This window comes from Salinicoccus sp. Bachu38, assembly GCF_038561955.2.
Taxonomy (GTDB): Bacteria; Bacillota; Bacilli; order Staphylococcales; family Salinicoccaceae; genus Salinicoccus; species Salinicoccus bachuensis.
Map to the genome: position 1 here is coordinate 2,596,935 of NZ_CP138333.2, position 21,010 is coordinate 2,617,944.

Annotated in this window: 30 protein-coding genes; 3 read left to right on the forward strand and 27 right to left on the reverse strand. The window is 46.0% G+C overall.

Features of this window, described 5'->3' with window-relative positions; all coding sequences use genetic code 11:
• Positions 1 to 72: 72 nt before the first annotated feature.
• From RQP18_RS13185 to RQP18_RS13235, 11 genes are all read right to left on the reverse strand, one after another.
• Positions 73 to 351, reverse strand: coding sequence for a hypothetical protein (locus RQP18_RS13185; RefSeq protein WP_342388123.1), 279 nt, complete (start codon positions 349 to 351; stop codon positions 73 to 75).
• A complete protein-coding gene (locus tag RQP18_RS13190) occupies positions 348 to 683 on the reverse strand; it encodes a hypothetical protein (RefSeq protein ID WP_342388124.1) in 336 nt (111 codons plus the stop codon). The genes RQP18_RS13185 and RQP18_RS13190 overlap by 4 nt, the downstream gene beginning before the upstream one ends.
• A gap of 17 nt (positions 684 to 700) precedes the next feature.
• The gene (locus RQP18_RS13195) at positions 701 to 1,978 is read right to left on the reverse strand and encodes a replicative DNA helicase (RefSeq protein ID WP_342388125.1); all 1,278 of its coding nucleotides are present in this window, start codon (positions 1,976 to 1,978) and stop codon (positions 701 to 703) included.
• Complete coding sequence (locus tag RQP18_RS13200) at positions 1,971 to 2,333, reverse strand: hypothetical protein (RefSeq protein ID WP_342388126.1); 363 nt, start codon at positions 2,331 to 2,333, stop codon at positions 1,971 to 1,973. The genes RQP18_RS13195 and RQP18_RS13200 overlap by 8 nt, the downstream gene beginning before the upstream one ends.
• Positions 2,334 to 3,194 (reverse strand): DNA replication protein DnaD, encoded by an 861-nt coding sequence (locus tag RQP18_RS13205; protein ID WP_342388127.1) that lies wholly within the window; start codon positions 3,192 to 3,194, stop codon positions 2,334 to 2,336.
• Positions 3,191 to 3,451, reverse strand: coding sequence for a helix-turn-helix domain-containing protein (locus RQP18_RS13210; RefSeq protein ID WP_342388128.1), 261 nt, complete (start codon positions 3,449 to 3,451; stop codon positions 3,191 to 3,193). Before RQP18_RS13210 ends, RQP18_RS13205 begins: the two co-directional genes overlap by 4 nt.
• Positions 3,452 to 3,560: 109 nt before the next feature.
• Positions 3,561 to 3,854 (reverse strand): hypothetical protein, encoded by a 294-nt coding sequence (locus RQP18_RS13215; RefSeq protein ID WP_342388129.1) that lies wholly within the window; start codon positions 3,852 to 3,854, stop codon positions 3,561 to 3,563.
• A 24-nt stretch (positions 3,855 to 3,878) separates the two neighbouring features.
• Positions 3,879 to 4,055, reverse strand: a complete 177-nt coding sequence (locus RQP18_RS13220; RefSeq protein WP_342388130.1) for a hypothetical protein — start codon at positions 4,053 to 4,055, stop codon at positions 3,879 to 3,881.
• On the reverse strand, positions 4,052 to 4,546 hold the full coding sequence (locus tag RQP18_RS13225; RefSeq protein WP_342388131.1) for a hypothetical protein: 495 nt from the start codon (positions 4,544 to 4,546) through the stop codon (positions 4,052 to 4,054). Before RQP18_RS13225 ends, RQP18_RS13220 begins: the two co-directional genes overlap by 4 nt.
• A gap of 14 nt (positions 4,547 to 4,560) precedes the next feature.
• Positions 4,561 to 4,833: a helix-turn-helix transcriptional regulator gene (locus RQP18_RS13230; RefSeq protein WP_342388132.1), complete on the reverse strand. Its 273-nt coding sequence runs from the start codon at positions 4,831 to 4,833 to the stop codon at positions 4,561 to 4,563.
• 13 nt (positions 4,834 to 4,846) lie between these two features.
• Positions 4,847 to 5,113, reverse strand: a complete 267-nt coding sequence (locus RQP18_RS13235; RefSeq protein WP_342388133.1) for a helix-turn-helix transcriptional regulator — start codon at positions 5,111 to 5,113, stop codon at positions 4,847 to 4,849.
• Positions 5,114 to 5,236: 123 nt separating this feature from the next.
• On the opposite strand from RQP18_RS13235, the gene RQP18_RS13240 reads away from it, so the two are divergent.
• The 3 genes from RQP18_RS13240 to RQP18_RS13250 are packed head-to-tail and all read left to right on the forward strand — an operon-like array spanning position 5,237 to position 7,848.
• A complete protein-coding gene (locus RQP18_RS13240) occupies positions 5,237 to 5,857 on the forward strand; it encodes a helix-turn-helix domain-containing protein (protein WP_342388134.1) in 621 nt (206 codons plus the stop codon).
• Positions 5,858 to 5,893: 36 nt separating this feature from the next.
• Positions 5,894 to 7,114: a tyrosine-type recombinase/integrase gene (locus tag RQP18_RS13245; protein WP_342388135.1), complete on the forward strand. Its 1,221-nt coding sequence runs from the start codon at positions 5,894 to 5,896 to the stop codon at positions 7,112 to 7,114.
• On the forward strand, positions 7,114 to 7,848 hold the full coding sequence (locus RQP18_RS13250) for a hypothetical protein (protein WP_342388136.1): 735 nt from the start codon (positions 7,114 to 7,116) through the stop codon (positions 7,846 to 7,848). Before RQP18_RS13245 ends, RQP18_RS13250 begins: the two co-directional genes overlap by 1 nt.
• 105 nt (positions 7,849 to 7,953) lie before the next feature.
• Here RQP18_RS13250 and rpsR read toward each other — a convergent pair whose 3' ends face one another.
• The 16 genes from rpsR to rpmH all read right to left on the reverse strand — a co-directional run bounded on the left by rpsR (position 7,954) and on the right by rpmH (position 20,562).
• Entirely contained in the window at positions 7,954 to 8,193 is a 240-nt protein-coding gene (gene rpsR / locus RQP18_RS13255; RefSeq protein WP_031546752.1) for a 30S ribosomal protein S18, read from the reverse strand.
• Between the two features lie 194 nt (positions 8,194 to 8,387).
• Positions 8,388 to 9,074 carry a molybdate ABC transporter permease subunit gene (modB, locus tag RQP18_RS13260; protein WP_342388137.1) on the reverse strand — a complete coding sequence of 229 codons (687 nt, stop codon included), beginning with the start codon at positions 9,072 to 9,074 and terminating at the stop codon, positions 8,388 to 8,390.
• Positions 9,055 to 9,822, reverse strand: a complete 768-nt coding sequence (modA, locus tag RQP18_RS13265) for a molybdate ABC transporter substrate-binding protein (protein ID WP_342388138.1) — start codon at positions 9,820 to 9,822, stop codon at positions 9,055 to 9,057. Before modA ends, modB begins: the two co-directional genes overlap by 20 nt.
• A gap of 209 nt (positions 9,823 to 10,031) precedes the next feature.
• The gene (gene ssb / locus RQP18_RS13270) at positions 10,032 to 10,535 is read right to left on the reverse strand and encodes a single-stranded DNA-binding protein (protein WP_342388139.1); all 504 of its coding nucleotides are present in this window, start codon (positions 10,533 to 10,535) and stop codon (positions 10,032 to 10,034) included.
• A gap of 24 nt (positions 10,536 to 10,559) precedes the next feature.
• Positions 10,560 to 10,856 carry a 30S ribosomal protein S6 gene (rpsF, locus tag RQP18_RS13275; RefSeq protein WP_342388140.1) on the reverse strand — a complete coding sequence of 99 codons (297 nt, stop codon included), beginning with the start codon at positions 10,854 to 10,856 and terminating at the stop codon, positions 10,560 to 10,562.
• Between the two features lie 116 nt (positions 10,857 to 10,972).
• Positions 10,973 to 12,073 carry a redox-regulated ATPase YchF gene (gene ychF / locus RQP18_RS13280; protein WP_342388141.1) on the reverse strand — a complete coding sequence of 367 codons (1,101 nt, stop codon included), beginning with the start codon at positions 12,071 to 12,073 and terminating at the stop codon, positions 10,973 to 10,975.
• Positions 12,074 to 12,085: 12 nt separating this feature from the next.
• Positions 12,086 to 12,280 (reverse strand): DUF951 domain-containing protein, encoded by a 195-nt coding sequence (locus RQP18_RS13285; RefSeq protein ID WP_031546760.1) that lies wholly within the window; start codon positions 12,278 to 12,280, stop codon positions 12,086 to 12,088.
• Positions 12,255 to 13,226 carry a mechanosensitive ion channel family protein gene (locus tag RQP18_RS13290; protein WP_373446089.1) on the reverse strand — a complete coding sequence of 324 codons (972 nt, stop codon included), beginning with the start codon at positions 13,224 to 13,226 and terminating at the stop codon, positions 12,255 to 12,257. Before RQP18_RS13290 ends, RQP18_RS13285 begins: the two co-directional genes overlap by 26 nt.
• Before the next feature lie 8 nt (positions 13,227 to 13,234).
• A complete protein-coding gene (locus RQP18_RS13295; protein ID WP_342388143.1) occupies positions 13,235 to 14,086 on the reverse strand; it encodes a ParB/RepB/Spo0J family partition protein in 852 nt (283 codons plus the stop codon).
• A 109-nt stretch (positions 14,087 to 14,195) separates the two neighbouring features.
• Positions 14,196 to 15,008 carry a ParB/RepB/Spo0J family partition protein gene (locus tag RQP18_RS13300; protein ID WP_342388144.1) on the reverse strand — a complete coding sequence of 271 codons (813 nt, stop codon included), beginning with the start codon at positions 15,006 to 15,008 and terminating at the stop codon, positions 14,196 to 14,198.
• 13 nt (positions 15,009 to 15,021) lie between these two features.
• Positions 15,022 to 15,738 carry a 16S rRNA (guanine(527)-N(7))-methyltransferase RsmG gene (gene rsmG / locus RQP18_RS13305; protein WP_342388145.1) on the reverse strand — a complete coding sequence of 239 codons (717 nt, stop codon included), beginning with the start codon at positions 15,736 to 15,738 and terminating at the stop codon, positions 15,022 to 15,024.
• Positions 15,735 to 17,618, reverse strand: a complete 1,884-nt coding sequence (gene mnmG, locus RQP18_RS13310) for a tRNA uridine-5-carboxymethylaminomethyl(34) synthesis enzyme MnmG (RefSeq protein WP_342388146.1) — start codon at positions 17,616 to 17,618, stop codon at positions 15,735 to 15,737. The genes rsmG and mnmG overlap by 4 nt, the downstream gene beginning before the upstream one ends.
• A gap of 13 nt (positions 17,619 to 17,631) precedes the next feature.
• Positions 17,632 to 19,011, reverse strand: a complete 1,380-nt coding sequence (gene mnmE / locus RQP18_RS13315; RefSeq protein WP_342388147.1) for a tRNA uridine-5-carboxymethylaminomethyl(34) synthesis GTPase MnmE — start codon at positions 19,009 to 19,011, stop codon at positions 17,632 to 17,634.
• Between the two features lie 14 nt (positions 19,012 to 19,025).
• The gene (gene jag / locus RQP18_RS13320) at positions 19,026 to 19,877 is read right to left on the reverse strand and encodes an RNA-binding cell elongation regulator Jag/EloR (protein ID WP_342388148.1); all 852 of its coding nucleotides are present in this window, start codon (positions 19,875 to 19,877) and stop codon (positions 19,026 to 19,028) included.
• Positions 19,878 to 19,893: 16 nt separating this feature from the next.
• The gene (gene rnpA / locus RQP18_RS13325; RefSeq protein WP_031546770.1) at positions 19,894 to 20,229 is read right to left on the reverse strand and encodes a ribonuclease P protein component; all 336 of its coding nucleotides are present in this window, start codon (positions 20,227 to 20,229) and stop codon (positions 19,894 to 19,896) included.
• A gap of 195 nt (positions 20,230 to 20,424) precedes the next feature.
• A complete protein-coding gene (rpmH, locus tag RQP18_RS13330) occupies positions 20,425 to 20,562 on the reverse strand; it encodes a 50S ribosomal protein L34 (protein WP_000240855.1) in 138 nt (45 codons plus the stop codon).
• Positions 20,563 to 21,010: the final 448 nt, after the last annotated feature.

Here is a 21,010-nt window from a genome sequence, read left to right on the forward strand (position 1 = left end):
TGATGTATAATGGAATTATCTAAATACACTCTTTCTATGTGAGGTCTGCTGATTGATTAGCAGATCTCTTTTTTATACGCTATTTCGGAACATGTCATCACGGTAGTTCAGCGGTGCTGCGCCCTGTCGCTTCAGAAAGGCGTTGGCCGTCTTGAAATGGTCGGCTGGTGAATACCTCTCCACATAGGCTTTCCACTTCTCCACTGGATCTGAGAAGTCCAGCGCTCCCTTTTGGATCAGGTAGAGGATTGAGTATTTCCATACCAGGCTTAACTTGAATATCGTGGTTTCCGCTCCATTCTCTTTTAGGGTGTAATTAATGCCTTCCAGGTGATCCTTAACCGTGGTCATTTGTATCGTCCCTTGCTGAAGGCAATCGCCTTGAATTCATCCATCACCGCTTCACTGCAATCCAGCGGCTCTTGGCCGATGGAAGTAAGATATTCATTGGCAAAATGCAGATGCTCCAAAAAGCTGTGGGCTTCCTGGTATTCCTCCCAACGCTCGATGGGGTCGCTCATCGTCATCTTATCTTTGGAGACAGCATGGAACATGGAATGTTTCAATACGTTATAGGTCATATAGATTCTTTCGCCATAACTGCTGCCCCTCTGCTTTTCGGCAAAGCAGATGCCAAGTTCGATTGAATTGAGTGCATTTAAAACGTTCTGTGTTCTTGCCATACGATCAACTCCTTTTTTTAATACAATCTCTGAATGGTCTTATAGAATTTAAGTTGTGCGGTGCCTGTCGCCCCGTCTTTACTCTTCGCAACAATGACATCCATGGTACTTGGGGCACCCGGCTCTGTATCCTGCTCTTCGGGCTTGTAGTAGTAATCATCCCGGTAAAGCATCATAATCATGTTGGAATCCTGTTCTATGCCCCCTGAATCCCTCAAGTCGCTCATCATCGGGCGTTTGTCCTGTCGCTGCTCCACACTCCTATTCAGCTGCGCAATCGCCACAATGGTGATATTCTCGAATTCTTGGACGATGATCTTCAGCTCACGGGAGATATGACTGACTTCTTCATACTTGCTGTTATGCTTGCTGTCTGACTGCATGAGCTGGAGATAATCGATAATGATGATGCCATGCTCGGCTTCACTCAATGAATTTGCTATGCCCCGGATTTCATCCGGTGTCATCTTCGGCTTCTCCACCACCCTCAGATTCATTTTGTTGTAGACATCCATTGCAGCAAGCACACGATCCATTTCCTCCTGGTTCATATCCCTCGAAGGATTCTTGAACTTGACCAGCGGCACCTTGGCAATGTTCGCTAGGATGCGCTCCGTTATGTTTCGTTCTCTAGTTTCCATTGAGCAAAACACAACCTGATTCTCTTCAGTCGCCAAGTTCTTTCCTAATTCAATTGCAAAGGCGGTCTTCCCAATCGATGGTCTAGCAGCTACAACATTCAGTTGGCCGTCCTCGAATCCGGTAATAAGGTAATCGAGTTTCTTGAAGCCTGTCGGAATCACCCGGTTCGATTTGGGATTATTCATGTCGTCCAGGATCTCGGACATGACATCAATTTTGGAGCTGTCTCCGTTAATGTCGAACTGGTTCATCCTGATAATCTTACCGCTGATTTCCAGTGCCGCTCCATCTGTCGGGGCAGCCTTGTATTCATCCACCAGCTTTGAGATCTCCCGATGCTTGTATAAGCGGTATACTTCCATCTGGTCGGTCTTGAATGTCAACCTTGTAGGCAATGGGAAGTTGGCGATATCATTTGCAAAGTCAAAACCGCCATACTTCTTACTGTCTTTCAGCGCCATGCTCAATAAATCGTTTTCGGTAAAGTGCGGATTGCTCACTATCGCTTCCAGGATGGCTGCATGCCGCTTGTCTGCGAAGTGTTCAGGCTTCAATCGGATGTCCCGTCTCTTCTCCGGATATTTGATCGCAACGGAAAGGACGGCCTTCTCTGAATAATCGACATCGGTCATCCTGGTGCTTTCATTAATCACTTCGCATCAGCTCCTGAAACTCCATTCTCTTCTGTCGGGCTTTCTCCAGGGTGGCTTCCCGTCTCTTCCGGGCTTCAGGGTCGGCCAGCTCCCTTTCGACCTCCGCAGTTGCCCTGGGCAGTTCCATCTGCGCTATTGGTGTTGGTTTATATTCTTTGACCAGGACATCTGCAAGAGAAGGTGGGTACGGGTTGGTTCCCGTGTACTCTTCAACCTTACGCATGGTCTTCTTATAGTCCCCCTTCATCAGGCGCTTGATCCATATTTTGTCGAAGTCCTCAATGCCTTTGCGGTTGAAGTTGGGATATACTGCATATAACTCTTCCATTATTGATTTGGCTTGAATGAATTCCATCTACTCCCCTCCAAACACATCTTCTTCAGTTAGCTCTCTCAATCGTTTGATTGGGTCATTATTCCTGCTACGATGCCCATACGTTTTAACAGGCTGCTTCTCCAGGTCTTCATAAGTGAGCTTCCCACCCTCTGTTTCACGCCTTAATATCCCAAGGACATAATTGGCAGTTGGAGCGTTCTTAGTCTTTGCCTTCTCTATGGCTCGAATGAAATACTTATCCTTCACCTTCTCATGAAGCTCGAAGAGTTCCATGCGGTCTTTATTGCCTAACTTATTATCAGGCATACCGTACTTATTCAGTAGATCGACTGTATTGGTTTTCTCTTTCGGTTCATGACCTTTATCCACGTGTTCATAACTTGAATTTGATTCTTCACCAGCTGCGCTATATAAGTTATTAACATTATTAAATTCTTTTTTCTTATTCGTTGTGTGCAGTTGTTGTGCATTTGATGTGCGGTTGTTGTGCGGTTGTTGTTCACTTTGTTGTCTCTCTTGTTGTCTCTTTTGTTGTGCATTTCGTCCTTCGTTACCTTGATAAAAGTCATAATTGACAACGGTTATAAGGGTATATTTCGTTGTGCTTTTGATGTGTATCATGTTGTCTCTTTCGAGCGCTCTTAAAAATGCATCTAATTTTTTTCTAGACCATCCAAATTTTTCAGACAATTTAAGTTTAGAAGTGAAAAACTCTCCTCTCTTCACACTTACAATCTGGTTTCCGATTGGCACTTTACCATCAGCAAAGTTCGTTTCCATCAAAATGAAGAACCATGCTTCAAACTTGGAAAACTTTCTTTCTTCCTGGAACAACCAATGATTTTTAATGCTTCGATGAATTGAAAACCAACTACTCATAACCTCCCCTCCTTTTTCACGGTCATATATCCCTTATCTATTAGCTGCTTACGGTGCCTGTAATATCTACGCTCGGATATGTTCAAGGAGCAGCAGATCGTAGCGACACTAGAATCATCTGATTCTCCTGCGACATAGGTACTAAGTAATGAATATATCGCCTTCGCTTCAATGCTTAATTCGGTATCTTTCATTACTTTTTTAGGGATGATGCCATAACCTTCGTCAAAGACACCTCCCATCTCTACTGTTTTCATGTTGTTAATAGTCATCACCTCCAAAGTTTGCTATAATATACACATGCGATTTCTCGTCCTACCGATGGCCGTCGGTAACTATCGATCACTTTAATAAGTGGTCGATTTTTTAATTGAGATTGTAAACCCTGACTACTTCAATTAACGCTCTAAGCCTTTCCACCTTTTCGTGAACAATAGTTTTTTTGCCCTCAGCATGCACATCATAGAAGCCCTCTAATTCATCCAGCTCTTCCTTCAAGCTTTGCACCATCGCTTCGATGCCCTCTTTCTTAATTTCTTTCTCAGTTTCAGCACTCTCCAGGTCACTTCCTAAGTCGTACACCTCATGGCCTAGTGCCGGACTGAATTCCTTAACCTCTTCTGTTACGTGTGTATAACTTCTAGTCTCATTTACTACCATTCAAAACACTCCTTTGATTTTTTATTATTCATCCAATTCGGTTCGCATCACGTTATTGACATAGACACTAGCGACCAGCAAGAATGCGCTGAAGAATATCAATGCATACGGCCACCCCATCAGTACCAGCATGGCTATGCTTGCCGTAAGAACACTGGACACGACCAGGATCTCTGGAATTAATGCTTGTAATAGTTTCATGCGCTCACTCCCCCTATCTCTTCGCGGATGATTAATAGATCTGCTGCGGTTAAATCCTTTCGTTTGGTAAAGTAGGTGTGTGCCTTATTGAAGCTTTGCACCTCTTCAGCTGTCGGCTCTTCAATGGCTGCTGCATACAGAATGAGGTCGGTCATTGCATCATGGAGCTGATTGACATTCCTGTATATTTTATTGACATCTCTCATGCCAGGTTGAGAATGGTTAATCTCCTCATAATAGACCTCGAAGCCCTCACACAAGCGACTGATGCAGTGTCTGAACTGATAGTGCCCTTCAGATATAGATTGCTCTGAGACGGTCGCTATGGCGCTTTTGTGGTAGGGTTTCAGAACGTTCCTAAAGCCGATGATGAACAGATCTCTTTCAGCTGTGTAGACAGCCTGGAGGTCGAAGGCATTATCAGCATCAATCAGTTGGCTGGTGTCTGAAGCTTCAGCAACCTCCATCATTTTTTCAACAAATTCGGACATGCTTTTCACCTCCTTTAAAGAAAACTTTTGTTTTTTGAAACAATGAATTTTTCTAATGTATCCAGGTGGATCAGAGTGATTGTAGCTGAGGGTCTAACTGATAAGATCGGCCATTCCCCACTATCCTCAGCTTCGGCCAGCCACTTATAGATGGTCGATTTACTGACCGAGAACATTTCAGCAGCGACTTTCTTGCTCACATATATTGGCTTAGTTGTGACTTGTTCCGGCTTTGTAACTGTATTGTTCAAGTTCGGCTCCTCATAGATCTGATGCACTTCTCCCATTGCTTATCCCTCCTTAATTGCTAATGTTTTGATTTCTAACGTTCTCCTTAACTCCCATTTCAACTTTTGACACTTCATCCGCAAAAAAAATTTCGTCAATTGTGATATCCGGAAAATGTTCGAGTAAAAGATTCTTTATTTCTACCTTTTCTCTGTCATTAAAAGGTATAACTCCTCTCTCTTTCCTAGAATATGATTGTAGAGTTATATCGAAATGTTCAGCTAATTCGGTTTGTGTCAGACCTATAAACTTTCGGTACTTAGAGACATTGTTTTTCAAGCCAATCACCACCTTTCAACTTTTGACACTTTAATCTTAACAAATACGAGGACACGATGCAATGTTTTTTGTTCAACTTTTGACACTTATGTGGTAATATTTATTATAAAGAGGTGAATGCTATTGGATATTGATAAGAAAGTATTGGGACAACGGATCAAAAATATTAGGGTTAACAGGCAAGAAACAATGGAGCAATTTGCAAAAAAATTGAATTCGGGGAAAAGTAATGTCTCTAAATGGGAAAGTGGAAAAAATGTTCCTAACGATATCACATTAAAGAAGATTGCCGAACTTGGGGGAGTGTCTACACATCACCTTACTAGACCAGAAACACATGAAAGAGTTAAGCAGTTAGTAGAAAAATTAGAGGAGGACACGAATGTCGATAAAAGATATAAAGAATTATATGATATTAATTTCAAGTATAATTTAATTAAAGAAGTTACTGATATTATCGAAGGGCAATCTACTGATTCAAAAAATGAGCATTATAAAGGTATGAATTTCGATGCAGATAATGTTGTTTTAGAAATTATAAGAAATAAAATTTATGATTCTGATAAAACTCAAAAATACAAGCCTTTTAATAAAAGAAATACTATATGGTTTGTAACAGAACAAATCAACGCTATGAAGTACGATATCGCTAGAATACTTAAAGATAACAATGTTTCCGAAGAGCTAATTAATAATATAGTAGATGAGCTATCACAAACTCAATCGAATATAGAAGAACTCTAATGCGATGAATTTCGTTAGCAAAAAGGAGGGAATAATATGTGGTCTGAACCATTCCAGGACAAAGAGGGCAATACTAAGTACCGCTTTTATGAGCGTTATGTAGATCCCATGAGCGGCAAGCGAAAGCGTACCAGCGTTGTAATGAATAAGGATACCCGTCCATCCCAAAAGGAAGCCCAGCGGCTCCTTAATGAGCGCATAGAGAAGAAGGTCAAGACATCCACTTCTCATGCCCCTGGTCTGGATGACCTCACCTTTCATCAGATGGCGCATGAATGGTTTGAGCGGTACCAGCTGACATCCGGCAGCAAGCGGGGGACGATGAAGGAGAAGCGTTCCAAGCTGAATGGCATCTATCGGGCATTTGATGCAGACATCCTCTTCAAGAATCTGAACACCCGGATTATCCAGGACTTCATAGACGATCTCCATCATAGGGAAATGAGCCGGGGGTCAATCACGGGATACCTTTCCGTCATCAAGTTCATCATCAAGTTTGGGGAAAAGAACTATCACATTAAATCCAATGTGGCTGTTCATGATATAGAGGTGCCGGTGAAGGTAAAGACCATCGAGGAGATAAAGAGTAAGCGCAATAATTATCTTGAAATGGATGAAGTAAAGAAAATACTGGAGTATATCGACTATAAGATTAAAAACAATAAGCGGCCGGACATCAAAAGGAATCTTCAGATGATGAGATATATCATAGAGTTCCAGGTGCTGAATGGCATGCGCATCAGTGAACTCTTGGCCATACAGAATCATAATGTGAATCTCGACAATAAAAAGCTGGAGATAGACGGCTCCATCATCTGGGAAAAGAGTGATGAAGGGTTCGGCATCAAAGACACCACTAAAACAGAAAAATCCTATCGTGTCATTGACCTGACAGATAGGAGTTGTGAGATATTGAGAAAAGCCATGCTCGACAATAAGAAAGAAGCCATGTGGAGTGATCGGTTCCAGGATAAGCAATATGTATTTACCAGTGTGGCAGGTACACCCCTCTTCAAAGAAAAGGTGAATGTCCTGCTCAAAGAAGCTGCTGAATGGTGCGGCATTGATAAAAAAATTACCTCCCACACTCTGCGGCATACTCATATCTCCCTGCTGGCGCAACTGGGCGGCTCCCTGAAGGCGATAATGGAGCGGGTAGGTCATACAGACCACAAGACAACGCTGCGCATCTATACGCATGTAACACAACAGATGAATAAGGACTTGATGAATAAACTGGAGAAGGTGAGTATTTAATGAAAATCGATATATACAAAGGACCTGGTGGGCATAACAATCATGCTTATTTAAATTGGCGTTATAGTAAATTTACGAAGGACGAACATACAATGCTCGATACCATGAGTGAATCATATTTCGATTCGTCTCAAATACTTTTAGATGCAGCCATCAACAATAATACAGATAAGAAAGCAGATTCCATTATTTTTGCTATATTATTTTCTTTCAACCATTATATAGAATTAAAAATCAAAGCGATTATTAATTCTTACGTATACTTGGATAAAGACAACAAAAGACTAAAAGAAATACTGCAAAAAGAGGAAAATGGAGAGCAATATTTTGTACCTTTTCCTAAAGGTCACAATATAAATGAACTTACATGTGACCTTATTAAGATATTAAAGGATTCCAATCTTCCTAAAATAGAAAAAACCGAAAAAAGATTCAAGTATTTAAAATCATATTTATCACAACTTAATAAGTATCAAATTTTTAAAGATAGTAAACATTTAGACTTTACTCGTTATCCATTGAACATTAAAAAAGACAGATATTTTTATACTGAGACAACAGATAATATAACTATTTCATTATATAATTTTAAAGTGATCTCAACTAAAATCGAGGAAGAATTATCAATGCTGTATCATCAATTGCTATATGTAGAAGAACTTAAAAATCAAAAAGAGGAGTATTTAAAGGAATTAAAAAGAGAAATAGAGAGTGAATATAGAGATCAATATTAATTTTTTTTTCGATACTTTGCCCTGAGATTGCCCTGAAAACTAAATTTAAATATAATAAAAACCCTTGAAACATTGTTGTATCAAGGGTTTTACACTTAACTTATATTATTGTTCTTCCTTCACATATGGAAGCAATGCCATATGACGTGAACGCTTGATCGCTTTTGTAAGCTGGCGTTGATACTTCGCAGAAGTACCTGTTACACGTCTTGGAAGAATTTTACCACGTTCTGAAATGAACTTTTTAAGGAGATCTACTTCTTTGTAGTCAATGTGCGTAATGCCATTGGCTGTGAAGTAGCAAACCTTTTTACGGCGACGACCGCCTCTTCTTGGACCTGCCATGAGTTATCCTCCTCTACAGATTGAATGTTGCCATGCAGTAGTGTGTGGTACTGCAAATGCGTATTCATATCTATAATTTTAGTTATTTCCTGATGAACGTGTGTAAGTGTTTTTGTATGTGCATGGTATATTTTACACATTTCCAGGCCTATTGTCAATCAGTGATGCACAAATTGTTGCCTATAACTACACAATTAAGCATTGCTGCTTTTCGTCCTTACGATGAAAAGCATGATGAATGATATGATGACGATGGTGATGACCCACATCCAGGCAAGGATCATCTTCCCGGAATCCAGAGCGATGTATATCGCTGTCGGCACAGTCTGTGTCCGACCCGGTATGTTCCCGGCAAACATCAGGGTTGCACCGAATTCCCCGAGCGCCCGTGCGAAGCTCAATATGCCTCCGGCCATCAGGGCTTTTGAGGCAAGAGGGATGGAAATGCTGAAAAATGTCTGGAGCCTGCCCGCCCCATCCACTTTGGCCGCCTCTTCAATATCCCTGTCGATATTCTGGAAACCCGCCTTGGCTGACTGATACATCAGGGGAAAGGCGACGACAGCGCTTGCGAGCACTGCGGCATACCAGGTGAAGATGATGGGCTGGTTGAAAATAAAGGTGATCCAACCACCGATCAGACTGTTATTGCCGAAGAGGACAATCAGCAGAAAACCAATGACTGTCGGTGGCAGTACAAGCGGCAGCATGATGAGAGTCTCGATGATTGATTGCCCGGGAAATTTTCTGTCCACCATCCACTTGCCCAGGAGTGTGCCCAGAATGAGCACAATGATGAAGGCCAGAACGGAAACCCGGATCGACAGCCGGATCGGATCCAGGAATTCTTCGAATGTAATGTCACTGAATAGTGAATCCATATGCTTCAAACACCTTTAGGGCCGTTTCGGATTGAAGGAATTCATAGAATTCCACGGCGGTTTCATGATTTGGGGAATCTTCCGTCACGCCTACCGGGTATGTGATGGGCGTATGAAGGGATGCCGAAAATTCATGGACAATCTCCACCTTATCGCTCAAAAGGGCATCTGTACGATAGACGAGGCCCGCTTTGACATTCCCCGTCTCCACATAGGATAACACTTGTCTCACGTCCTTCGCATAGACGATATCTTCTTCAATATCGCTGAAGATGTCCAAGGATTCCAGCGCTTCCCTGGCGTACATGCCTGCAGGTACGGCACTCGGCGTGCCAATCGAAATCTTCCCTGCATGGTTGAGGTCATCAGGGCCGAATACCTCCCCGCCTTCAGGGACGATGAGCACAAGGGAGTTCCCAAGGAGTTCCGTGTTTGCTGAAGAATCGATTGATCCTTCATCGAGCAGCACCTGGAACTTGTCCTCTGCGGCCGAAATGAACAGGTCGGCCGGGGCGCCCTGGGAAATCTGCTGCTGCAGGGAACCGGAGCCCCCAAAGTTGAAGGACAGTTCGACATCCAGATGTGATTCTTCATAGAGTGCTCCGACTTCCTCCATCGCATCGCTCAGACTTGCTGCCGCCGAGATCGTAATTGCCTTTCCACTGTTTCCCGTTGCATCGTTGCCACAACCGATCATTATCAAAAGCATGCCCATCATGCATATCCATGCCAAAGCGCCCTTTTTCATAAAAGCTCTCCAATCTAAATGTATGCTTAACTGTCATTATAAACATTTCTGCTGCCTTAGAGAATATGCTGGATGACGATTATTGAAATAAAAAAGGCATTCCGGATAATCCGGAATGCCTCGGGTATAGGATACACACACTATATCCTACACATGCACACACACACTTTTCACACGTCTATCATGCATACCCGATCTTTGGGTATGGATTAGAATGGTAGATCGTCATCACTGATGTCGACCGGCCCATCTGCATTGGCGAATGGGTTTTCCTCTTTTGAATCCTGTCTGGATTTCTGAGGTGCGGGTCTTGAACCAGTGGACTGGTTACCGTACGCATTCTGATAGCTATCTGCTGAGTTATTTTGCTGTTGATTACTGCCTTGCCCTTGTCCTTTAGGTTCCAGGAACTGCACACTATCACACACTACTTCAGTCACATATACCCTTTGACCTTCTTTGTTCTCATAGGAACGACTCTGCAGTCTGCCATCGACTCCCGCCAGACTGCCCTTCTTCAAGTACTGATTGACGTTCTCTGCCTGTTTGCGGAAAACGACACAGTTGATGAAGTCAGCCCCACGTTCGCCGTTCGCACTTGTGAACGGACGGTTGACTGCCAGAGTGAAGGTCGCTACAGATATATTACTTTGACTGACTTTCAGTTCGGGGTCTTTTGTAAGACGCCCTACCAATACAACACGGTTCAGCATGTAATCAACTCCATTGTATTATTACTATTTTTCTGCTTGTTCATCGCGTACAATGATATGACGAATGATATCATTGTTGATTTTGGCCAAACGTTCGAATTCATCTGTGGCTTCTACATCAGCATTCACTTTGATGATTTGATAAAAGCCTTCGCTGAAATCTTCGATTTCATAAGCAAGACGACGTTTACCCCACTCTTTTGATTCGACGATTTCCGCACCTTGTGAAGTCAAAACGGTATCAAAACGCTCAACAAGCGCCTGTTTCGCATCTTCTTCAATATTCGGGCGAATCACATATAGTATTTCATATGCTCTCATCTTCTACACCTCCTTATGGTCTTTAGCGGCCCATTTCCGTAGAAATAAGCAAGGAATAATTTTCATTACTCACAATCCGATATTATACCAGTGATCGGTTCTATTTACAATCATTTTTACACATTGAATCTGAAATGGACGACGTCTCCGTCCTTCATGAGATAGTCTTTTCCTTCAAGGCGGACCTTGCCCGCCTCTTTGGCCTTGACCATGTTTCCATTCTCCACCAGATCGTCATAGCTTACCGTCTCTGCACGGATGAAGCCTTTTTGGAAATCCGTATGGATGATGCCTGCACATTCCGGTGCTGACATGCCTTCCCTGAAGGTCCATGCCCGGACTTCCTCGACGCCTGCTGTAAAGTATGTCGCCAGACCAAGCAGATTATATGCGGCTTTGATGAGCTTATCCAGCCCGGATTCCTCTATGCCGAGATCTTCCAGGAACATCTCTTTCTCGTCCTCATCCAGCACCGCAATCTCCTCTTCCACTTTCGCAGAAATCACGATGACTTCGGAGCCTTCTTTTTCCGCATATGCTTCAATGGATTTCAGGTATTCATTCTGTTCGAGATTGCCGAGCTCTTCTTCTGCTACATTTGCAACGTACAGCATCGGCTTCTGTGTCAGCAGATGGAGATTTTTGACCTGCTTCGCCTCTTCAGCTGTAAATTCAAGCGCCCGGACCGGACGGTCGTTCTCAAGACCTTCCTTGATCTTGGAAAGCAGTGCAAGTTCGGCTATCGAATCCTTGTCCTTCTGCTTCGCCATCTTCTCGAGGCGCGGTATCCTTTTCTCCACACTTTCAAGGTCCGCAAAAATCAGTTCCATATTGATGATTTCGATATCATCGATCGGATCCACCTTGCCGGATACGTGTGTGACATTCTCATCATCGAATGCACGCACCACCTGGCATATCGCATCCACTTCACGGATGTGGGCGAGGAATTTGTTCCCCAGCCCTTCGCCCTTGGACGCACCTTTGACGATGCCTGCGATGTCTGTAAATTCAAATGCCGTAGGGACGGTTTTTTTCGGTTCCACCATTTCCGTCAGTACATTCAATCTTTCATCCGGCACTTCAACGATGCCGACATTCGGATCGATTGTGGCGAACGGATAGTTTGCTGCGAGCGCACCTGCTTTGGTTATTGCGTTGAATAATGTCGATTTGCCGACGTTCGGCAACCCGACGATCCCTGCTGTCAGAGCCATTTATAATCACCTTTATGCTTCATATTTTTTTCTTACCATTTTCATTCTTTTCTCGAAATCACGACGCGGCATCATGATGACCCGGTCACACTGATTACATTTTATCTTGATGTCCGCCCCCATGCGGGTGATGGAGAACAGTCTGCTTCCGCACGGATGCGGCTTCTTCATTTCAACGATATCATTCAGACCATATTCTTTTGTCATGATTATATTCACCTTCATCTTCAGCCATTTTAACATCAAAGTGCTTGATGTCCATTTTAGGTACGGAAATTCCAATCCCTTTGCCTTCAAGATGGTTCTTGATCGCTTTTCTCATGCGCCGTGTCACACCAAAGTGCTCCATCGGCTGTGTTTCGAGCATTACCCGGATGATGGCTTCACCGCTCTGTATGCCCTGCAGTCCGAGAATTTCAGGTTTGGATACGAGCATCTCCTCTTCTTGCCAATGGGCGTCCAGGAATCTCTCCAATATGTTCTCGACTTGGTCGAGATCCTCTTCCACCGAAACATTCATATCCAGCATGGATATCGCATTGTAGCGGGAGAAATTGACGACTTCGTTGATGGTGCCGTTCGGGATGATGAAGAGTTCGCCTTCCCACCCTTGGATTTTTGAAGCACGGAGGCCGAGGGACAGCACTTCGCCCTCGGCAACCGTCGTACCGGAAGTGTTCACCCTGACAAAGTCGCCCTTGTCGAACTGGTTCTCCAGAATGATGAAGAATCCCGTAATCATGTCCTTTACAAGGCTCTGTGCACCGAAACCGATCGCCAGCCCGACAACTCCGGCACCGGCGAGGAGCGTCCTTACAGGCAGGCTGAACGTTTCAAGCACCATCATGATGATGACGAACCATATGAATACCGTCACTGCATTCTGCAGCACATTTATCAGCGTCTGGTTGCGCTTGTTGTTCCCTTTCATCCGGGACTTCGATTTGACCTTGAAGAAATTCTCGATCATCCTGTTGACGATTCTGACAATGATCATCGCTGCAATGATCAGTATAAGTGCCCATATCACCTTTGAAGCAATACCCATCCATAGATCGGGGTCCCTCAAAGTATCCATGATTTCAGCGATGAACATGAATTGTTCATCCGCTGTTGTCATCAGTATATTCGCAAACACTGCTTCCACCTTCACTTTCCAGTTTACTTATCTTCCAACATGGAGATAAGTCTTTTGAACTCTTCTTCATTCCTGAATTCGAATGATATCGTTCCTTTTTTCCGCTTCTTCTTTATCTCCACTGCCGTACCGAATTGTTCCTTGAGCATTGTCTCATGCTTTTCGATGAACTTTGGCTTGTCATGCTTCTGTTTTCTTTTGACATGGGTTTCCTGCAGGCTTTTGACATGGGCTTCGAGTGTCCTGACGCTCATCCCTTCATCGATGGCGCGTTTTGCTGCGCGTTCCATCTGGAGGGGGTCCTTGAGCGCCAGAAGTGTCCTCCCGTGCGCCCCCGAGAGCATCTCGTCATTGATCATCTGTCTGATGGCATTCGGCAGGTTGAGCAGTCTCAGCATATTTGCGATATAGGGCCGTGATTTGCCCAGCCGCTCAGCGACTTCATTCTGGGTGATGTTCAAAGTGGTCATCAGCTGGCGGTAGCTCATCGCCTCTTCCAGGGGATTGAGGTTCTCACGCTGCAGGTTTTCAATGATGGCGAGCTCCATCATTTCGGTATCCGTCATCTCTTTGACGATTGCCGGAATGGTCTCCCTGCCGAGCATCCTGCATGCCCTGTACCTTCTTTCCCCTGCCACGATATCGTAGCCCTTGACGGATTTCCTCACCACGATGGGCTGGATCACGCCATGTGTCTCAATGGAATCAGCCAGTTCCCTGAGCTTGTCCGCGTTGAACTCCATCCGGGGTTGGTAGGGGTTTCTTCTGATTTCGGAAATTTTGAGTTCGATGACCGTCTCACCTTCCTTGCTGCTGGAAAATAAAGCATCCAGTCCCTTTCCCAGACTCTTTCCCAGTCCTTTTTGCCTTGCCATGCGCCACTACCTCCAGTGCAGGGTTCTCATAAGTATAAAATCACATGATGCCATTATATCAGTCAACCTGCCCATTGTAACATAAGAAAAACACCCACACAGTGAGTGTCTACCTATAGATCTTTATCGTCACCTCATGGAACGCATCTTCATCGGCCGACTCATAGGATACATTGAATCCTTTGTCTTTCAGCCTGTCCACTTCACGGTTGAGGTCGTTCAGTATGAAGGACATGTCCTCGTCGAAATCCAGCTCATCATTGACATGCTTCAGCTTCTTTTTGACTGCATGTTCCGTCTCTTTCACCGTCATTTTCTGCTTCCTGATGTCTTCAAGCATCTCTTCCTGGCCCGCGTCCTCCAAACTCAGGAGGGACCTTGCATGCCGTTCGGTGATTTCCTGCTTCTGGAGGGCTTCGATCACCTCATCGGACAATTTCAGAAGGCGCAGCTTGTTGGCGATGAAGGACTGGCTTTTGCCGAGATTCTGTGCAAGGTTCTTCTGGGTGATGCCATCCATCTTGAGGAGCTTCTTATAGGCTTTCGCCTCTTCTATGCTGGAAAGGTTCTCCCGCTGGATGTTTTCTATCAGTGCAATCGCTGCAGATTCGGTATCGGTCAGATACTTCACGATGACCTCCGCTTCTTCACGGTTGAGCATCTTCAGCGCCCTGAACCTGCGTTCCCCTGCAATGATTTCAAACATGCCCTCCTCTATGGGACGGACAGTGATCGGCTGAAGCAGCCCATGCTCCTCGATGGAGTCCGCCAGTTCCCGGATACGGTCCCGGTCGAATGCAGTCCTCGGCTGATAACGGTTCGGTACGATATTTTCCATCGGCAAGTGTTGCAGGGATACATTCTCCTGCTGATCTTCACTTTTGTCTATCAAGCCGAAAAGTCTTGAAAATGGTTTTTTCACGTGCACCACCTGCCTATTGTTTTAATGGAGATTTATTTGGTGTACCCGGCTTGCGCGGATACTTCTTCGGAGTCTTCCTTTTCTTCACGATCTCGAGGATATGGCGTTCGCTGTCCTCCTCCGGGAGGGTGAAGTTGTAGATGTCCACAAGCTCGCCTCCAAGGAGGTCCAGTGCAAACTGGCTTTCTTCCAGCTCCTCGATGCCCTTTCTGCCCTTCAATACAATGAACCGTCCCCCCGTACGTACGAGCGGCAGACAGAGTTCCGCCAGCACATTCAACTGGGCGACGGCACGGGCGGTCACGATATCGAACATATGGCGCTGGGCACCCTGTGCAAATGTCTCCGCACGATCATGGACCAGATGAATCCTATCCAGATCAAGCTCTGCTGTCAGTTCATTCAGAAACAGTATGCGTTTGTTCAATGAATCTACAATCGTCACTTTGAGATCGGGTCTGACGATCTTCAGCGGAATGCTTGGAAAGCCTGCCCCTGCCCCGACATCGCATATGCTTGCTTTTTCGGGGAGGTCCACATGGAAGAGCGGTGTCAGCGAATCATAGAAGTGTTTCAGATAGACGCCTGCTTCATCAGTTACGGCAGTCAGGTTCACCCGGTCATTCCATTCAGCCAGCATTTCGAAGTACCTTCTGAATTGGGCGATCTGACCATCGTCCAATATGATGCCCTGCTGGCGCAGTGCCTCTATGAATTGTGCTTCCTTCATGCTTCCACCCGTTGGATGCTGCCCTGTTCAATATAGACGAGGAGGATCGAAATATCCGCAGGGTTGACCCCTGAAATTCTCGAAGCCTGGGCGATATCGAGCGGTTTGACGGTCTTCAGCTTGTCCCTTGCCTCTGTCGCGAGTGAATGGATCGCATCATAGTCGATATCCACAGGGATCTTCTTCTTCTCCATGCGTTTCACTTTGTCGACCTGCATGAGCGACTTCTTGATGTAGCCATCATATTTCACCTGGATTTCGACCTGCTCATATTCTTCCTGTGTGAGCGTCGTTTCCTCCTCCAGTATTTTCATGATGGAGGCATAGTCCATTTCAGGACGTCTGAGCAGATCGATCGCCAGTATGCCGTCCTTGAGTGGTGTGCCGCCCCTTTCCTCCACGACGGCCTGCGTATGGGCGTTCGGCTTGATGCGGATGTTCTTCAGACGGTCGAATTCCTCTTCGATATGCTGCTTCTTCGTCTGGAACGCCTCGAGCCTTTCCTCAGAAATCAGGCCGATGGCGTGGCCGATTTCGGTCAGGCGCATGTCTGCATTGTCATGACGCAGGAGCAGACGGTGTTCCGCCCTCGAAGTCAGCAGCCTGTACGGTTCATTCGTCCCTTTCGTCACAAGGTCATCGATGAGGACGCCGATATATGCATCGGAACGGCTGAGCACAAGCTCCTCTTCCCCGAGCAGTTTGCTCGCTGCATTGATGCCTGCGATGAGGCCCTGTCCGGCCGCTTCCTCATATCCGCTGGTACCGTTGATCTGGCCGGCAGTATAGAGATTCCTGATTTTCTTCGTTTCAAGTGTCGGCCACAGCTGCGTCGGAACGAGCGCATCATATTCGATGGCATAGCCTGCACGCATCATCCTGGCATTTTCAAGTCCGGGAACAGAAGAGAGCATCTCCCTCTGGACATTTTCCGGCATGCTTGTGGAGAGTCCCTGTACATAGACTTCTTTTGTGCTCCGGCCTTCCGGCTCCAGGAAGATCTGGTGCCGTGGCTTGTCGTTGAAGCGCACGATCTTGTCTTCGATGGATGGGCAGTAGCGTGGGCCTGTACCTTTGACCATGCCGGAATACATCGCAGAAAGATGCAGATTGTCGTTAATGATCATATGCGTATTTTCCGAAGTATAGGTCAGCCAGCAAGGCAGCTGATCCATGATGAATTCAGTCGTTTCGAAGCTGAAGGCCCGCGGTACATCGTCTCCGGGCTGTATCTCCGTTTTGGAGTAGTCGATGGAGTCCGAGTTGACCCGCGGCGGTGTCCCCGTCTTGAAGCGGACGATTTCGAAACCGAGATCCTTCATCTGGTCTGCAAGGGGTACCGAAGGCATCTGGTGGTTCGGCCCACTGGAATATTTGAGGTCGCCGAGGATGATCTCCCCACGCAGGAAGGTGCCTGTCGTGACAATGACTGCCTTCGCTTCATAAATGGTGCCGATATTCGTTCTGACACCTTTGACCTCGTCGTCTTCAACGATCATTTCATCCACCATGCCCTGGAGGATGTCAAGATTCGGCTCGTCCTCAAGTACACGTTTCATCTCCTGCTGGTAGAGCACTTTATCCGCCTGGGCCCGCAGGGCACGGACTGCCGGTCCTTTGCCGGTATTCAGCATGCGCATCTGTATATGCGTCCTGTCGATCACTTTTGCCATCTGTCCACCGAGTGCATCCACTTCACGAACGACGATCCCTTTCGCAGGTCCCCCTACTGAAGGGTTGCATGGCATGAACGCTATGTTGTCGAGATTGATCGTCAGCATCAGCGTCTTCAGCCCTTTTCGTGCAGAGGCGAGCCCTGCTTCTACGCCCGCATGGCCTGCACCGATGACAACAACATCGTATTTCATATTATCTGTCATAGTTCTCCTCCTTTTATTTTCCAAGACAGAACTGGCTGAAGAGCTGATCGATCAGCTGTTCACTGACATCTTCCCCAATCACTTCTCCGAGCAGTTCCCACGTTTTGACAAGGTCTATCTGTACTATATCCACCGGTACGTCCATTCCGGCTGATTCTATCGCATCGGATATCGCTGATGCCGCCTGCTCGAGCAGGTGGATATGACGGTTGTTCGATACATAGGTGGAATCCACAGACTGGATTTCACCTTCAAAGAACAGGCCGGCGATCCGGTCCTCAAGGTCATCCACACCCGTTCCATTGATGATTGATGTTCTGACGACCGGCATGTCGGGATACCTCGACTGAAGATCTTCGATATCGAGCTTCGGTTCGAGATCCAGCTTGTTGACGATATTGATGACGTTCTGATCCGACATCGAATCGAGAATTTCGATATCCTCATCCGTCAGCGGTTCATTGTTGTTCAATACATAGAGGATGAGCTCCGCTTCCTTCAGCGCCTGGCGGCTGCGTTCGACACCAATCTTTTCAACGATATCGTCGGTATCCCGTATGCCTGCCGTATCTATGAGCTTGAGCGGAATGCCGTTGACATTCACGTATTCCTCCAGTATGTCGCGCGTCGTTCCTGCCACGTCGGTGACGATGGCCTTGTTGTCCTGGATGAGATAGTTCAACAATGAGCTTTTGCCGACGTTGGGCTTTCCGACGATGACAGTGCTCAGGCCTTCCCGCAGGATCTTTCCCTGGGCGCTGCTCTTCAGCAGCTTCCTGATCTCATCTTTGACCTTCTGTGCTTCCTCCTCGAGGAATGAGGTGGTCGCCTCTTCGACATCATCGTACTCCGGATAGTCGATGTTCACTTCCACCTGTGCCAATATGTTGAGGATGCTCTGGCGCAAGCCTTCGACATGTGTCTTCAGCCTGCCCTGCATCTGCTGGTTCGCAACTTTAGACGCTTCCGTCGTCTTAGATCTGATGAAATCCATGACGCCTTCTGCCTGGGACAGGTCGATCCTGCCGTTGAGAAAGGCACGTTTCGTAAATTCCCCCGGCTCCGCCATGCGGGCACCATGCTTCAGTGTCAGCTGGAGCACGCGGTTGACCGTGTGGACGCCACCATGGCAATTGATTTCAACGATATCCTCGCGCGTGTAGGTGCGGGGCGCTCTCATGATTGCCGCCATGACTTCTTCCACGGTCTCCCCGGTCTCGGGATCCACAATATGGCCGTAGTTGATCGTATGCGAATCCACCGATTCCAGTGGATTCGCTCCTTTATAAAGACGGTCTGCGATTTCCACTGCATCCACGCCGGAAAGACGCACGATCGCAATTGCACCTTCGCCCACCGGTGTGGAGATGCTGGATATTGTTTCTAATTGCATGATGCAATGCTCCTTTACTTCTTTTCTATCACAATATAACGATTCGGTTCTGCACCTTCCGAATACGTTTCTATACCTTCAATACTGCTCAGCACATGATGCATGATCTTTCGTTCAAAAGAAGGCATCGGTTCAAGTTTTACCGGCCCCTCTGTACGTTTTGCCTTCTTCGCCATATTGACTGCGAGATTTTCGAGTGTTTCACGCCGCTTCTCCCGATAGTCCTCCACATCAAGTGTGATGACACCATAGCTCTTGTATATCGAATTGAAAAACTGCTGTGCCACTTCCTGCAGTGCGTTGAGCGTCACGCCGCGCTTGCCGATCAGCTTGGCTGCCATCGGCGAGAACAGTTCGATGCGCACTTCATTCTGAACCACTTCGACTTCACTGGTTCTTTCTATATTCATGTCCTGGATGATCCGCTCCACGTAGGTCCTTGTCTGTTCCGCCGCTTCTTCGATGGAGATCTGGACACGCACTTCTTCATCCAGCGCCTCCTCCTGGGCAGGAACATGCTCCAGTTCTTCCGTATCGATGACATCCGCTTCTTCATCTTTTTCCATTGAATCGGAAGGTTCGGTGATGGGACCGGGCGCCCCCCCATCTTCCGGTGCTTCTTCAGCGACGATGCTGTCCGCCTTCTCCGCATCTCTTGCGATCAGGGCTTCGATCGATTCATACATCTTCAATTCAGGGTTTATGACGGTCAGTCTGACGACGGCATCTTTCCTGCCGAAGCCGAACAGCCCCTTCTTGCCTTCCTCTTCGACATCGATTTTGACATCCGCTTCGGAAACTTTCAGCTCTTCAAGGCCTTTGGCGATTGCACGATCAACAGTTTCATCTGTGTAAACTCTGTACATGGCGGTAACCCCCGTATCATTTTATACATTTTGCGATTTTCAGCACGTGCAATAATGATTTTTCCATCTGATGATAATCCATGTCGCTGACCGGCTGCCTCGCAATGACGACATACTCCCTCGGCTTCAGCCGCTCCTGATGCTTATGGAAGAAGACGCGTATGCGCCGCTTGATCTTATTGCGCTTCACAGCGTTGCCAAGCCGTTTGGACACACTGATTCCGAGCCTCATATGATCGGTTTTCGGATGGTCGGCCAAATACACGACGAACTGCCTGTTTGCATACGATCTGCCCTTTTTGAAGACGAGCTGGAAATCACGTTCTTTTTTTATTCTGAATCTCTTTTTCATCATTAGTACGCTCTCTCATATATGATATTTCATTATACAAAATCCATCGTCATTATAGCACGCCATATACATTGAAAAGCCCCGTTGTGCTCAGGGCTGGCACCAGCAATACCCGGCGGCCCCGCCTGCAAGTGGTAAAATGTAAAGCTGCCTTGCTACACAAAAAAAGATCACCTATTCAGATGATCTTGAGGATTAGGCTGAAAGTACTTTTCTACCTTTTCTTCTACGACGGGCCAATACTTTACGGCCGTTCTTTGTGCTCATTCTTTTACGGAAACCGTGCACTTTGCTGTGCTTACGTTTATTTGGCTGGTAAGTACGTTTTACCATATTAAATACACCTCCATGATACCTATTGCCTGTGTATAGCTTTTAGAATTGTAACTATTAAAGAATAACAGATGGTCCTGCAGATTTCAATACATTTTTCACCTGGATTTGAGAACTCCATGATGTGGATAACCCACGCTGTTGACAAGCTGTGTGGATAACTATATTGTGGATATTTCTTTTCCACACCTTTCTGCATAAGTTATCCCCAGTTTCACACATGTTTATAGACGGCTTGTGGATAAGTCTGGATATTGTGCATATCTTTGTGAAACTGTTGATATTACTTATGTTTTTCGTTATAATTTTGAATATAAATTTGTGGAAAAGGTGTCTTGGTAATAGAGTTTGTCCACAGAATGTGAGTAACCTGTGGATAGTTATTCAACGCTGTGGAAATGATTATCCACACACTGTGATTATGTGAATAGGAAAAGAGGACAATCGT

What these genes read in the sequence shown, in the direction of transcription:
- RQP18_RS13215 (WP_342388129.1), bottom strand. Translation starts at nt 3,854, where the DNA reads ATGGTAGTAAATGAGACTAGAAGTTATACACACGTAACAGAAGAGGTT.
- rnpA (WP_031546770.1), bottom strand. Translation starts at nt 20,229, where the DNA reads ATGAAAAAGAGATTCAGAATAAAAAAAGAACGTGATTTCCAGCTCGTC.
- mnmE (WP_342388147.1), bottom strand. Translation starts at nt 19,011, where the DNA reads ATGCAATTAGAAACAATATCCAGCATCTCCACACCGGTGGGCGAAGGT.
- rpsR (WP_031546752.1), bottom strand. Translation starts at nt 8,193, where the DNA reads ATGGCAGGTCCAAGAAGAGGCGGTCGTCGCCGTAAAAAGGTTTGCTAC.
- rpmH (WP_000240855.1), bottom strand. Translation starts at nt 20,562, where the DNA reads ATGGTAAAACGTACTTACCAGCCAAATAAACGTAAGCACAGCAAAGTG.
- RQP18_RS13285 (WP_031546760.1), bottom strand. Translation starts at nt 12,280, where the DNA reads ATGACAAAAGAATATGGTCTGAATGATATCGTTGAAATGAAGAAGCCG.
- RQP18_RS13205 (WP_342388127.1), bottom strand. Translation starts at nt 3,194, where the DNA reads ATGAGTAGTTGGTTTTCAATTCATCGAAGCATTAAAAATCATTGGTTG.
- RQP18_RS13230 (WP_342388132.1), bottom strand. Translation starts at nt 4,833, where the DNA reads ATGGGAGAAGTGCATCAGATCTATGAGGAGCCGAACTTGAACAATACA.
- ssb (WP_342388139.1), bottom strand. Translation starts at nt 10,535, where the DNA reads ATGCTGAACCGTGTTGTATTGGTAGGGCGTCTTACAAAAGACCCCGAA.
- ychF (WP_342388141.1), bottom strand. Translation starts at nt 12,073, where the DNA reads ATGGCTCTGACAGCAGGGATCGTCGGGTTGCCGAACGTCGGCAAATCG.
- rpsF (WP_342388140.1), bottom strand. Translation starts at nt 10,856, where the DNA reads ATGAGAGCATATGAAATACTATATGTGATTCGCCCGAATATTGAAGAA.
- rsmG (WP_342388145.1), bottom strand. Translation starts at nt 15,738, where the DNA reads ATGAAGGAAGCACAATTCATAGAGGCACTGCGCCAGCAGGGCATCATA.
- RQP18_RS13200 (WP_342388126.1), bottom strand. Translation starts at nt 2,333, where the DNA reads ATGGAATTCATTCAAGCCAAATCAATAATGGAAGAGTTATATGCAGTA.
- RQP18_RS13225 (WP_342388131.1), bottom strand. Translation starts at nt 4,546, where the DNA reads ATGTCCGAATTTGTTGAAAAAATGATGGAGGTTGCTGAAGCTTCAGAC.
- RQP18_RS13245 (WP_342388135.1), top strand. Translation starts at nt 5,894, where the DNA reads ATGTGGTCTGAACCATTCCAGGACAAAGAGGGCAATACTAAGTACCGC.
- modB (WP_342388137.1), bottom strand. Translation starts at nt 9,074, where the DNA reads ATGGATTCACTATTCAGTGACATTACATTCGAAGAATTCCTGGATCCG.
- modA (WP_342388138.1), bottom strand. Translation starts at nt 9,822, where the DNA reads ATGAAAAAGGGCGCTTTGGCATGGATATGCATGATGGGCATGCTTTTG.
- mnmG (WP_342388146.1), bottom strand. Translation starts at nt 17,618, where the DNA reads ATGACAGATAATATGAAATACGATGTTGTTGTCATCGGTGCAGGCCAT.
- jag (WP_342388148.1), bottom strand. Translation starts at nt 19,877, where the DNA reads ATGTACAGAGTTTACACAGATGAAACTGTTGATCGTGCAATCGCCAAA.
- RQP18_RS13190 (WP_342388124.1), bottom strand. Translation starts at nt 683, where the DNA reads ATGGCAAGAACACAGAACGTTTTAAATGCACTCAATTCAATCGAACTT.
- RQP18_RS13295 (WP_342388143.1), bottom strand. Translation starts at nt 14,086, where the DNA reads ATGGCAAGGCAAAAAGGACTGGGAAAGAGTCTGGGAAAGGGACTGGAT.
- RQP18_RS13220 (WP_342388130.1), bottom strand. Translation starts at nt 4,055, where the DNA reads ATGAAACTATTACAAGCATTAATTCCAGAGATCCTGGTCGTGTCCAGT.
- RQP18_RS13185 (WP_342388123.1), bottom strand. Translation starts at nt 351, where the DNA reads ATGACCACGGTTAAGGATCACCTGGAAGGCATTAATTACACCCTAAAA.
- RQP18_RS13250 (WP_342388136.1), top strand. Translation starts at nt 7,114, where the DNA reads ATGAAAATCGATATATACAAAGGACCTGGTGGGCATAACAATCATGCT.
- RQP18_RS13210 (WP_342388128.1), bottom strand. Translation starts at nt 3,451, where the DNA reads ATGAAAACAGTAGAGATGGGAGGTGTCTTTGACGAAGGTTATGGCATC.